At 56.8% G+C, this 12,628-nt stretch carries 11 protein-coding genes; 3 read left to right on the top strand and 8 right to left on the bottom strand.

What is annotated here, in order from left to right; genetic code table 11:
• Window positions 1-4: 4 nt before the first annotated feature.
• From rng to leuS, 4 genes are all read right to left on the bottom strand, one after another.
• Window positions 5-1,456, bottom strand: coding sequence for a ribonuclease G (rng, locus tag P4L78_RS18440; RefSeq protein ID WP_309329729.1), 1,452 nt, complete (start codon window positions 1,454-1,456; stop codon window positions 5-7).
• 102 nt (window positions 1,457-1,558) lie between these two features.
• A complete protein-coding gene (gene holA, locus P4L78_RS18435; RefSeq protein ID WP_309329727.1) occupies window positions 1,559-2,578 on the bottom strand; it encodes a DNA polymerase III subunit delta in 1,020 nt (339 codons plus the stop codon).
• The gene (gene lptE, locus P4L78_RS18430) at window positions 2,544-3,059 is read right to left on the bottom strand and encodes an LPS assembly lipoprotein LptE (RefSeq protein WP_309329725.1); all 516 of its coding nucleotides are present in this window, start codon (window positions 3,057-3,059) and stop codon (window positions 2,544-2,546) included. Before lptE ends, holA begins: the two co-directional genes overlap by 35 nt.
• A gap of 39 nt (window positions 3,060-3,098) precedes the next feature.
• The gene (leuS, locus tag P4L78_RS18425) at window positions 3,099-5,711 is read right to left on the bottom strand and encodes a leucine--tRNA ligase (RefSeq protein WP_309329722.1); all 2,613 of its coding nucleotides are present in this window, start codon (window positions 5,709-5,711) and stop codon (window positions 3,099-3,101) included.
• A 485-nt stretch (window positions 5,712-6,196) separates the two neighbouring features.
• Here leuS and P4L78_RS18420 point away from each other — a divergent pair, with 485 nt between their 5' ends.
• The 3 genes from P4L78_RS18420 (at window position 6,197) to P4L78_RS18410 (ending at window position 8,721) form a co-directional block, all read left to right on the top strand.
• On the top strand, window positions 6,197-6,736 hold the full coding sequence (locus P4L78_RS18420; protein WP_309329720.1) for an iron transporter: 540 nt from the start codon (window positions 6,197-6,199) through the stop codon (window positions 6,734-6,736).
• A gap of 160 nt (window positions 6,737-6,896) precedes the next feature.
• On the top strand, window positions 6,897-7,229 hold the full coding sequence (locus P4L78_RS18415; protein WP_309329718.1) for a cupredoxin domain-containing protein: 333 nt from the start codon (window positions 6,897-6,899) through the stop codon (window positions 7,227-7,229).
• Window positions 7,230-7,326: 97 nt separating this feature from the next.
• Complete coding sequence (locus P4L78_RS18410; RefSeq protein WP_309329716.1) at window positions 7,327-8,721, top strand: 4Fe-4S binding protein; 1,395 nt, start codon at window positions 7,327-7,329, stop codon at window positions 8,719-8,721.
• Between the two features lie 261 nt (window positions 8,722-8,982).
• Here P4L78_RS18410 and P4L78_RS18405 read toward each other — a convergent pair whose 3' ends face one another.
• From P4L78_RS18405 to P4L78_RS18390, 4 genes are all read right to left on the bottom strand, one after another.
• Window positions 8,983-9,663, bottom strand: coding sequence for a VC0807 family protein (locus tag P4L78_RS18405; protein WP_309329714.1), 681 nt, complete (start codon window positions 9,661-9,663; stop codon window positions 8,983-8,985).
• Entirely contained in the window at window positions 9,660-10,172 is a 513-nt protein-coding gene (locus P4L78_RS18400; RefSeq protein ID WP_309329712.1) for a helix-turn-helix domain-containing protein, read from the bottom strand. Before P4L78_RS18400 ends, P4L78_RS18405 begins: the two co-directional genes overlap by 4 nt.
• Before the next feature lie 97 nt (window positions 10,173-10,269).
• Window positions 10,270-11,235 carry a phosphatase PAP2 family protein gene (locus P4L78_RS18395; protein WP_309329710.1) on the bottom strand — a complete coding sequence of 322 codons (966 nt, stop codon included), beginning with the start codon at window positions 11,233-11,235 and terminating at the stop codon, window positions 10,270-10,272.
• On the bottom strand, window positions 11,228-12,226 hold the full coding sequence (locus P4L78_RS18390; RefSeq protein ID WP_309329708.1) for an integrase domain-containing protein: 999 nt from the start codon (window positions 12,224-12,226) through the stop codon (window positions 11,228-11,230). The genes P4L78_RS18395 and P4L78_RS18390 overlap by 8 nt, the downstream gene beginning before the upstream one ends.
• Window positions 12,227-12,628: the final 402 nt, after the last annotated feature.

Below are 12,628 nucleotides of genomic sequence, written 5' to 3'. Positions count from 1 at the left end.
CTGGCTAAATCAGCACCACATCAAACTGCTCCTGCGTATACGCTGTCTCTACCTGCAAATAAATCGGCTTGGCGATAAAGTCCACCAGTTGCGCCAGGCTGGCAGACTCTTCATCCAGAAACATATCAATCACATTCTGTGACGCCAGGATGCGGTATTCGCGGGCTTTGAATTGGCGTTCTTCGCGCAGGATTTCGCGCAGGATTTCGTAGCAGACGGTTTCGGCGGTGCGGATCTGGCCGCGGCCCTGGCAGGTGGGGCAGGGTTCGCAGAGGACGTGTGCCAGGCTTTCGCGAGTGCGTTTGCGAGTGATCTCGACAAGGCCAAGGCTGGTGAAGTTGGAGACCGTCACTTTGGTGCGGTCGCGGCCGATGGCTTTTTGTAGTTCGTCCATCACGGCGTTGCGATGGGTGTCGTTGTCCATGTCGATGAAGTCGACGATGATGATGCCGCCAAGGTTGCGCAGGCGCAGCTGGCGGGCAATGACGTGGGTGGCTTCCAGGTTGGTTTTGAAGATGGTGTCGTCAAACGAACGATGGCCGACAAAGCCACCGGTGTTGACGTCGATGGTGGTCATGGCTTCGGTTTGATCGATGATCAGGTAACCACCAAACTTCAGATTCACGCGGCGGGCCAGCGCGCGCTCGATCTCGGCTTCGACGCCATAAAGTTCAAACAATGGGCGCTCGCCTGAATAATGCTGTACACGTGGGAAGACGTCGGCTACAAAGGCTTGGGCGAATTCGCGCATCTTCTGCACGTTCTCACGTGAATCCACCAGTACTTCTTCGGTCTCACTGTTCACCATGTCACGCAACGTACGCAGTTGCAGCGATAGGTCTTGGAACAGCAATGATTTGGGCGGCTGGGTTTGCGATTTCTGGCGGATGTCGGCCCAGATCAGGTTCAGGTAGTCAATATCGGCCAGCAGTTCGGCATCGGTTGCATGGTCGGCCGAGGTGCGGATGATATAGCCGAGGTGATGCGACGGCAGCAGGCTTTCCAGTCGGGCGCGCAGGCGGTCGCGTTCGTCGTTGTTCTCAATGCGCTGGCTGATGCCGATATGGGTTTCTTGCGGCAGAAACACCAGGAAGCGGCCGGCAATGCTGATTTGGGTGGAAAGGCGGGCGCCTTTGGTGCCGATCGGATCTTTGATTACCTGAATGACTACGGGCTGGCCTTCGTGTACCAGACGCTCGATGCGCAATTCTTCGTTGGGATGTTGGCGTTGTTCGATGACGTCGGCGATATGCAGAAACGCAGCGCGTTCCAGACCGATTTCGATAAAGGCACTCTGCATGCCTGGCAAGACTCGTTTAACCACGCCCAGATAGATGTTGCCGACCAGCCCGCGGTGGGTGCTGCGCTCGATATGAATATCTTGCACCACGCCGTCTTCGACTGTCGCTACCCGCGTTTCCTGCGGGGTGATATTGACCAGAATCTGTTCTTTCATCGTCGAATCTCTCACGTATTTGTTATGTTCTGGCCAGGTTATCTGGCGTTGGGTCGGGCGTGAGGCAGGTATTTGCGGTGCAATGCCCGAGATCGCTCCGGCCTATTTGAGCAAGGGCAGGCACATGTTCAGTAATTCGTCCCAAGCATCACCCTGGCCTACACCTTTATTGATCTGATCGATTTTTGCTGCCGTACTGAGCGCGGCTCGCAGTTCGGTTCCGCCTACGCGATTGAGTGCTTTGTCTACCAGGCCTTGCTTGGCACCCCACACCCGGTTTTCTTTATATAGCTGTGCCATATTGGCACCGTTGGCGCGGCCTTGTGCCAGCCGCCACAGTGCGCGGATTTCTTCGGCGAGCGCCCACAATACCAGGTGTGGCGCTTCGCCTTCGGCCCGCAAGCCATCCAGCATGCGTACAAAGCGGGTGGCATCGCCAGCCAGAAGCGCTTCGCCCATCTGGAAGACATCATAGCGGGCAACATTCGCCACTGCTTCGCGCACTTGCTCCAGCGTCAACGTCCCGGCGGGGTGTAACAGTGCGAGTTTTTGTACTTCCTGATGCGCCGCGAACAGGTTGCCTTCCAGCCGGTCGACCAGAAATCGCATGGCATCCGGTTCCAGCGACTGTTGCTGGGCCGTCATGCGCGCGGCAATCCAGTTGGGCAATGCGGCGCGTTCAATCGGCTTGGCTTCGATGACTTCGCCGTGCTGACTCAGCGCCTGAAACCATTTGCCATTCTGGGCGGTGCGATCCAGCTTGGGGCACTGGATGACGGTGACCGTGTCTTGCGGCAGGCGAGCGGCATAGGCTTCCAGCACTTTGGCGCCTTCGACGCCGGGCTTGCCGGTGGGGATGCGCAATTCAACCAGTTTTTTCTCGGCAAACAGCGAGAAAGAATTGCCGATGTGGCCGAGCTGGCTCCAGGAAAATCCGCTTTCCACGGTCAGCACTTCACGCTCGCTGAAGCCGTTACGCATCGCCGCTTCGCGAATGGCGTTGGCCGATTCCAGCGTGAGAAACCCTTCTTCGCCATGCAGCAAATAAAGCGGCGCCAGCCCGCCTTTCAGGTGGCGGGCCAGATCATCACTGCGCATTGTCGCCGTGTGTAGCAACAGCATTGATACGACGCAGGATCAGTTGCGAGGCATCCTGCTGCATGTCTTTGACCAAGCGGTTGGATTCACCGGTCATGGCAATCGGGTTATTGGGGTCGTACGAGTAACTGCGCGACAGCGTCACTTGCTGGCTTTCCATAATGGCGGTGCCATCGGGGCGGAAGGCGCTGAAGGTGGCCACAAACGAGGTTTTGTATTCCGTAGCCTGGCCTGCACTATTAATGGTCAGCACGGCGTTGTTGGTGCCCTCGCTGAGGATGGCAATCTTGGCGACATCTTTTTGTGTGGCGTCTTTGATCAACTTGACGTTAGGCAGCAGCGGCAGATACAGCCGCAACTGCTGAGCGACGCCGCCGTTGCCTTCCACGTACACCGCAGGATAAGCAAAGCCCGAATTCGGGCCTTGCCCCCGCAAATGAAAGCCGCAGGCCGCCAGCAGGCTAATCAGTAAAATGGCCGTCAGGCGGCGCAGCGTTGCAGTCATTGCGTAAAACCCTGGTGGTTGTTGGACGGGGTTGATGGGTCAGGCGACGATATTAACCAGTCGGCCCGGGACCACGATGACTTTCTTCGGCGTGCCTTCCACAAAGCGCTGCACGTTCTCGTCACCCAGCGCGATCGCTTCAATGGCCTCTTTGCTGGCGTCCTTGGATACACGAATCGTCGCCCGCAGCTTGCCATTTACCTGCACCACCATGTCGATCTCGTCTTGCACCAGCGCGGTCGCATCAATTGCTGGCCAGGCTTGTTCGGCCAGGCGTGTGCCCGGACGCAACGCCGCCCACAGCGCGTTGGTGGCGTGCGGTGCGATTGGTGACAGCAACTTGACGGCGGTTTCCAGTACTTCTTGCGCCACAGTCCGCGCGCTAGCATCGCTGCCTGCATGCTTGCTCAAAGCGTTGAGCAACTCCATGACTGCGGCGATGGCGGTGTTGAATTGCTTGCGCCGACCGTAGTCATCGCTCACTTTCTGGATTGTGCTGTGCAAGGCAAAGCGCAACGCTTTGAGTTCTGCGGACAACTCGCCACCGGTATACGCCGTGGTGACGCCACCAGCAACGTGGTCATTCACCAGCTTCCACAAGCGCTTGAGGAAGCGATACGCGCCTTCCACCCCAGCATCCGACCACTCAAGACTCTGGTCTGGCGGTGCGGCAAACATCATGAACAAGCGGGCGGTGTCAGCGCCGTATTTCTCGATCAGCGCTTGCGGGTCAACACCGTTGTTTTTGGATTTAGACATCTTTTCGATGCCGCCGACTACCACCGGCAGACCATCACTCTTCAGCGTGGCGCCAATGATCTTGCCCTTGGCATCGCGTTCGATTTCCACATCTGCCGGAGCAATCCAGTCTTTCTTGCCGTCGTCATGTTCGCGATAGAACGTTTCGCAGATCACCATACCTTGCGTGAGCAAGTTGCGGAACGGTTCATCGGTGTGAATGAGGCCTTCGTCGCGCATCAGTTTGTGGAAGAAGCGCGCGTACAACAGGTGCAGGATGGCGTGTTCAATCCCGCCGATGTATTGGTCGACATCCAGCCAGTATTTGGCGCGCTCGTCGACCATGCCGGTGGTGGCATCAGGCGACGTGTAACGGGCGTAATACCAGGACGACTCCACGAAGGTGTCCATGGTGTCGGTTTCGCGCTTGGCTGGCTTGCCGCAACTTGGGCAAGTGGTTTCGTAGAACTCTGGCATGCGTGCCAGGGGGTTGCCACGGCCATCGGGAACCACGTTTTCTGGCAACACGACGGGCAGTTGGTCTTCCGGCACCGGCACATCGCCACAATCGGCACAGTGGACGATTGGGATCGGGCAGCCCCAGTAACGCTGACGGCTGATACCCCAGTCGCGCAGGCGATATTGGGTGCGCTTGGTGCCGTGAGTACCGGCTTCCAGATCGCTCACGATGCCATCAAACGCACCTTGGTAATCTTTGCCGTCGTACTTGCTGCTATTGATGGTACGGATCGAGTCATCCTTGGCGCCGTACCAGTCTTGCCAGACCTTGGCGTCGAAGTTGTTCTCGCCATTAACCGGCGCATACACCTGCACAATCGGCAGGCTGTATTTGTTGGCGAATTCAAAATCGCGTTCATCATGCGCAGGTACGGCCATCACGGCGCCTTCGCCGTAGCCCCACAGCACGTAGTTGGCGATCCACACCGGCAGTTTTTCGCCGGTCAGAGGATGGATCACAAACTGGCCGGTCGGCATGCCTTTCTTTTCCATGGTGGCGACATCCGCCTCTGCCACGGAACCGGATTTGCACTCAGCGATAAACGCTTGCAGTTCTGGCTTGTTCACGGCGGCGAGGGTTGCCAGTGGGTGTTCGGCAGCTACAGCCACGTAGGTCGCGCCCATCAGCGTATCGGGACGAGTGGTGTAGACCTTGAGTTGGCCTGCTTCGCCGGTGGTAGCAACGTCATAATCAAACGCTACTTCGGCACCAAAGCTCTTGCCGATCCAGTTGCGTTGCATGGTTTTGACTTGCTCTGGCCAACCACCCAGTTGGTCCAGATCCTGGAGCAGTTGCTCGGCGTAATCGGTGATGCGGAAGTAATACATCGGGATTTCGCGCTTTTCTACCAATGCGCCCGAGCGCCAGCCACGGCCATCGATCACTTGCTCGTTGGCCAGCACGGTTTGGTCGACCGGGTCCCAGTTCACCATCCCGCTTTTCTTGTAGATGATGCCTTTGGCGAACAGGCGGGTGAACAGCCATTGTTCCCAACGATAGTAATCCGGCTTGCAGGTGGCGACTTCGCGTTCCCAGTCGATCGCCAGACCCAGCGATTTAAGCTGGATCTTCATGTAATCAATGTTTTCGTAAGTCCACTTGGCCGGAGCGACCTTGTTCTTGATTGCCGCATTTTCTGCCGGCATGCCGAATGCATCCCAACCCATCGGCTGCAGCACGTTGAAACCATTCATGCGCATGTAGCGACTGAGCACATCACCAATGGTGTAGTTGCGCACGTGGCCCATGTGTAGCTTCCCGGACGGGTAGGGGAACATGGATAGACAGTAGAACTTGGGCTTGGAAGTGTCCTCAAGGGCACGGTCTGTCTGGTGTTGTTCCCACTCGCTTTGCGCGGCGGCTTCTACTTCTGCCGGGATGTATTGCTCTTGCATGGCTTGGTCCGGGAAAAAAGTCGGTCAAAAGGAGTGAATTATACGGGGAGCAGGGCCGGGGCGTCACGGCGCGTGCGATGCATTGCCCAAAAAGAGTGAGGTGAACGGTGGGGAATTGCGGATATCGGGCGGCGTGGGCAGAAATAGCCAGTCACTCACCGTGCTTCGCCATTCCCTCGCTGGAGAGCCCAGTCCGGTACTCCTGTAGCCCGGATGAAGCGCAAGCGGGAATCCGGGGTTGCAATGTATCAACGTGCCGACCGATCGCCCGGAGTTGATTTGTCCTGCATGACTCCCGGATTCTCGCTGCGCTTCATCCGGGCTACGGGCAGGGCGCTGCCACAGGTCTCTCCCGAAGGAAATCTGATGCGGATCAAACATTTTTGTTACTGAGCACTTGAGCTAAGCGGCACGGTCAGGCATCATTCGTGAAATGATAATGCTTCTCAATTGATAATTAATTCAATTTTCCGATGAGGTTCACAATGCGTGTTTCGATTCTGGCCGGCGCTGTTGCTGCGCTGACCCTGGCTGCATCAGCCTTTGCCGCTGAATATCCGATTGGCAAGCCGCTGCTCAAAGGCGGCATGGAAATCGGTGCGGTGTATTTGCAGCCGATCAAGATGGATCCGGAAGGCATGATGCGCAAAGCCGAAGAATCGGACATTCACCTGGAGGCGGATATCCACGCGCTCAAGCACAACCCGAACGGTTTTGCTGAAGGCGAATGGATGCCGGCGCTGCTGGTGAAGTATGAAGTCACCAAAGTGGGCACCAATCAGAAAATCTCTGGCGACATGATGGCCATGGTGGCCGATGACGGCCCGCATTACGGCGATAACGTCAAACTGTTCGGACCAGGCAAGTACAAACTCAAGCTCACCATTTTGCCGCCATCGAAGAACCCCATGGCTCATTTTGGCCGCCACGTGGATAAGGAAACCGGCGTTGGTCCATGGTTTGACACCATCACCAACGACTACGAGTTCAACTTCGCAGGCACAGGCAAGAAGGGCGGTTACTAAGCCTGAACTAAGCCGGGCCAGACATGATCCGGCTCTGGTTTTTGCCTATGGGCGCGCGGCTGATTAGGCTGCGTGCCCTTTTATGCTTTGCGGGCGATGGTTCTGACTGTGCAAGATTTGGCAATGCCTGCCACCTGCGGCGGGCAAGGGGAAATACAAGATGCGCAAACATCTGTTGGTATTAGCGCTGGCTAGCGCTGCGTTAACCGCGACCGCCTGGGCGGAAGAACCATACGAAATCAAGATCGAATTCAAAGACGGCAAAGCGTCGCCAACCGAACTGGTTGTGCCGACGGGCAAGAAGATTCGCGTGGTGGTTTCCAATACCGGCAGCCAGGCAGTGGAATTTGAAAGCACGCAGTTGCGCAAAGAAAAGGTGCTCGGCCCTGGCGTGACGTCATCTGTGATCCTCGCGCCCTTGTCCGCTGGCGAATACACCTGGTTTGACGATTTCCATCAGACCACCGCCAAAGGCAAGATCATCGCGAAGTAATTGCCAGTCATCCTGACGGCTAAGCGGCAGGTTTTACAGTTCGAAATGATTCGCATGCCGGTAAGATGCGCATCTTCGGAAAAGAAAGGCAGCAGCAATGCAGCAAGCGTCAAGTAGCACTCCAACTCAAACCCTGTTGGCCCAAGCCGGTAACTGGCTGGCCCGGCATCGTGGCGCGATCATCGCGGCGCAATGGGTCGTCGTGGTGTTCTACGTGGGCTTGCTGGTGTTGCCGGTGATCAGCCCGCTACCGGATTCCGACGCCCGTATTTTCAATAACCTGACGGTATTCGCGCAGTTCCTGTTCTGGGGCATCTGGTGGCCGTTTGTATTGCTGAGCATGGTGCTGTTTGGCCGCTTGTGGTGTGGCGTGCTCTGCCCGGAAGGCGCCTTGTCAGAGTTCACCAGCCGCTTTGGTCTTAACCTGCCCTTGCCACGCTGGATTCGCTGGTCCGGCTGGCCGTTTGTGGCCTTTGCCGGCACCACCATCTACGGCCAGATGGTCAGCGTCTACCAATATCCCAAAGCAGTGATCGTGGTCCTGGGCGGTTCCACCGTTGCCGCAATGATCATCGGTTTTCTGTACGCGCGTGACCGGCGCGCCTGGTGCAAATATCTGTGCCCGGTCAACGGCGTCTTCAACATGCTGTCACGTTTGGCGCCCGTGCATTTCAAGGTGAATGGCGATGCCTGGAAGAAGTCTTACCACGGCAAGAAAGTGATCCCCATTGTCTGTGCGCCGCTGGTGCCCATCCGGCATATGGAAGGGAATGCGGAATGCCATATGTGTGGCCGTTGCAGCGGTCACCGCGATGCAATCGAGCTGACAGCGCGCTCCGCCAGCGAAGAAATCGTCAAAGTTGGCCCGACTAAAGACGCCGGTTGGCAAACCATTTTGCTGCTGTTTGGCATGCTCGGTCTGGCCATTGGCGCGTTCCAGTGGACAGTCAGCCCGTGGATGGTTGACCTCAAGCAAGGCATCGCCGAGTGGTTGATCAACCGTAACATCATGTGGCCGCTAGAAAAATCCTTGCCGTGGTTCATCTTTACCAATTATCCGCAGCAGAATGACGTCTTTACCTTGCTGGACGGCTCGCTGGTGGTGGCATGGATTGTGGCCATCGGTCTGGCGTTGGGCACTGCGCTGAGTACCATTCTGGCTGTTGCCAATCGTTTGCTGGGGCGTTGGGATACCCGGCGCTTTCACCATCTGGCACTGGCGCTGATTCCGTTGGCGGGCTGTGGATTGTTCCTAGGCTTGTCCGCAACATCAATCACCATTCTCAAGCCGGAAGGCGTGTCGTTGCTGTGGGTCAGTCCGGTCCGTATCACCATGCTCACCCTGGCCAATCTGTGGAGTCTGTGGCTGGCCGCTGGCGTGTTGCGCCGCTACAGTGCGAACATCGGGCAAAAAACCGCATCCTGGCTGGTGTTTGCCGGAGCGCTGGCGTTGATTGATACCAGCTGGTGGCTGATGTTCTGGGGCTGGTAATCCAGAGTTTGCGTTGCCTAAGGTGATGCTCCCAAACCTGTAGCCCGGATGGCGTGTTAACGAGAATCCGGGGTGGCAATGCATCAACGAATCACCCGGTTCTCTCGGGCTGACATGCCCCGGATTCTCGCTACGCTTCATCCGGGCTACGTGTTGGTAATCCAGAAATTGCGTTGCTGAGTGCAGCGCACAGTTAAAAGACCCGCCAATATGGACGGGTCTTTTTTATAAATGGTGCGTTGGAACAGGACGGGCGATAGGTCAGGGCTGCACTTGCGCCAACGTACCGGCTTCCTGCCGCTGGTGGCGATTGCGCAGCTGCCGGCGATACCACCAGGTCCAGCCGCCCAGCGCGGCATAGATGCCATAACTCAACCACGGTGAAATCAGCAGAAAACGCTCGATCGACAAGGTTTGCGCCAGCCACAGCCGCAGTGCCATTTCGGCCAGCAAACCTCCGCCCCAGACCAGACTCATCACAATCAGCCAGCGGGCGATTTTGCCGTTGCCATCAGTGCAATATTGCTCGAAGCGGGCCATGGCATCGCCCTTTTCCCGTGCCACGGTGGCGCGGGCGAGATAATAAATCAGCGGGCGGCGCAAACCGGCGGAGATCAAAAATGCCAGGCCGAAGGCGCCGGTAATCAAGGACTCGCGCATCAGCATCAAGGTTGGGCTGCCACCGAGCGCCACGGCGCCCACCGAAAGCACAATCCCGGCGATGACCAGCAGGCTCAGCGCATCGAGGCGACGATGGCGAACAAGCTCCAGTACGCTCCACAACACAGGCGGAATAGCCGACGCCAACAAGGCATTGTGCGAACCCCACTGCGCTTCAACCTGGCGGTAAACCAGCCACGGCAACACAAAATTGACCAGAATCTCGATAATCAGTCCGGTGCGCAGTTTTGGGCGCTGGGCGATAGTTGTTGTGTTGCTCATGTTTTGGCCCTTAAACGTTGTAAACGGCGTTCTTGCCAGACTGGCCCGAACCCGCCAAATAGTTGAAATACCCGCAAAGCTCGCGACACCAGCGCCAAACCCCAGCCTAATGCCACCCATTTCACCCACAAATAACTCGGGCTGGTCAGCAGATTGATGATCAGTAAAACCACCAACAAGGCGCCGAATCGCTGCATCTGCCCCCAGAAGCGAGCTTCCCGCTCAACCTGGGCGCGCAATTCTGCTTCTTGCGATGCGGCTTGTGGGTCCGGAGCATCTGCTGGCGGATTTGCGCTGGCTGACAAGGGCGGCGGTGCAATGGCGGATTCCTGCAAATCCTGGACCGGCACTTCAAAGACCGCGGCCAGGGCTTGCAATGTTTCCGCGCCGGCAGGTTCGCCATTTTCGATGCGCTGAATGGTGCGCACACTCAGGCCGCTGCACTGGGCTAGCTGCTCTTGAGTCCACGCGCGCTGTTTGCGCAAAGACTGAATACGGTTCTCGGACACGCTGGTCTCCGCAGGTCAATTTATGACATTAGTATGAGGGATTCTGGCTGGAATGAGCACGACAAAAACCCGCCACCGAGCCGACGAGAGCGCGTCATTACTCGGTTTGCGGTGTTTTTCCAGGAAAACGGTCGTAAGCCGGATTGCTCGGTGAGAAGTGGTGCGGATGGCTGCCCGGCCACGCGGTATAGCGGTTGTAGGGCACCGGACGATGCGACATCGATATCGCCCACCGCGCAATGAACCCCTGCGTTGGGGCCCGCTCGCCATGCAGCCCGCCGATCAGCATCGCCAGAATGCCAACCGCCAGCACAAAGTGGTGGCTGGGCCGGGAATCGAGCGCCGACAGCCAGGTCCAGGTCAGGCTCACCGCCGTGCCCAGAGCCACCCCGGCAACCACTTCGGACAGCGAATGCTTGTTCAGCGTCAACCGGGACACGCCAATCACCAGTGCAAACAGCCAGCCCAATACATAAGCACGAAGATGATGACGGGGGTGCATGCGCTGCACTATCCACACGGCCAATGCCGGATAGATCGCCATTGAGAGCGTGGTGTGCCCGCTAAATCCGGTGAAATCCAGCCTTTCGATGCCGATGCCCCAACCCAGAAAGGCCAGTTTGGTAGCCACTACCAGAACCATGGCCGGAACAAACAACGCCACCCAGATCGATGCGCAGCGCCAGGCTTGCTCGTAGAGCATCCAGCCGATCAACACAACGGCCACCGGAAGCAGCAGTGCTGAATCGCCGAAATTGGTCAGTACCTGCCAGAAATGCATGGCTACCTTGAATGGATTTACGGATTGGCAGCGCGACGCAATGAATGTCGCTGCTGCTTCATGTTGCGACGCAACTTCGCAGAATGCCAGAAAACACTGAGAAAAAATCAGGGATGGCGTGATGTGCGTCGCGAGCGAATGGGGCACGTGACGGTGCCAGTCTTTAGTTAAGCGTGAAAAATAAAAAAGCCGGCATTGTCTGCCGGCTTTTTTATTTTGTTGTGCTGCTAGACATGGGTGTCCGATGTTCAGCATGTCGGGGCTAAGCAATTGCTCAATCAACCTCATTTTTTAAATGCATTGGTATGGCTAATTCGGTTGCTGGCTTTCGTGGTACCAAAAGTCCATTTTTGATCAGGTACTCGCGGCAGTAGCGTGCGCAAATTTCATTTCCGCGGCCCTCTCCGTGCCCCAGATCAAGCGCCACTGCCGCTTTGGCTTCACGTAAAGAGAGCTTTGCCGTGTTGAGGTAATGATCCAGCTGGGCTGTCGCCCACCTGTAACGCAAGGTATGGGGGCCTGCTGGGTTAGCAAGACCGACTTTGCGGCAGTGTTCGTGGTAGCGGTTATCTGCGTACTTGAGCCGATCATTAACCATGAGTCGATTGTGCTGTTTTTTGGCGACCCGTTGTGCGCGCTCAATCCAGATCAAAGCCCCTTCGCGATTATCTGGGGCCAAGTTCACGAACCGTTGCCGCCCCCCTTTGACCCCGTAGATGATATGAAGAGGTTGATTTGTACGTGCACGATGTAACCAGGTCGCGAGGCTATTGGCGCTCATCAATGCCTCGGTGGCACGCAAGCCAAGATATCGCTGCAGGCCAATGATGGCGATGACACCTTGAGGGAGCCGAAGTGTTTCCGCCTGAAGCATGATTTCATTAAAGCGAAGATCATTGCAGGGTCGGCGGGTGGAAACGCGGGATGCTGTTTTGCCCAGGAGTGCCAAATTGTTCAAAACGGGGTGGGTCGGTGAGGCAAGACGAGAGAAACCCCAGTGTGCCAAGACCTTCCGTATGGCTGCCAGTTGGTTGTGAATGCTTCGCACACTCAGGCCTTCTAGTCGCGAGACATAAATTTTGACTATTGCAATCATTTCGGTTTCAGGGACCTTTTCCGGGAAGCGCAAGTCGTGTCCGCGCTCTTTCAACAGGTTCCACAAACGATTGGTCCAGTGTGCATAGTTAACCTTGGTCCTGGATGCCTTGCTTGCAGTTACAGCATTTAGCAATGCCTTGCGTTCCCGCCGTGTCTTGGATGGTCGATTTGCCACATTTCTCTCCGTTGGGTGATACAAAGAAAATCGGACGCCCTTCCGCCCATGAACCGTGCTGTGATGAGATGAGGTCTGAACCCGTTGTGATAACCGGGCTGAATTGCAGGGTTCTGTGGAAGGGGTATGGAGAAGTGACTGTTCGAGTTGTCGACAGTGAGCGGGACGGGTGCACGTCCAGGCCAGTGGCTAGTGAAACCACTTATGCAAGACAATCCAGGAGAGAGGTCAGCATGGCATTAAGGTGTGCTGATGCCTGGAAGAAAAAGCCGGAGTGAGCGAAAAGCGCACTCCATGTTTCTATTGAGGTTTAAGGCGCGAGCCATCGCGCGGGGGAAATGCGAAGGGGGATCGATTTGGTCTGCCGTGCGCAGCGGCTAGTGGGCCACAATCGGGCCAAGG

The sequence above is a fragment of the Silvimonas sp. genome, from assembly GCF_031291215.1.
Lineage (GTDB): Bacteria > Pseudomonadota > Gammaproteobacteria > Burkholderiales > Chitinibacteraceae > Silvimonas > Silvimonas soli.
Note: the sequence above shows the minus strand (reverse complement) of the source record. Positions and strands in the feature narration are given on the sequence as shown.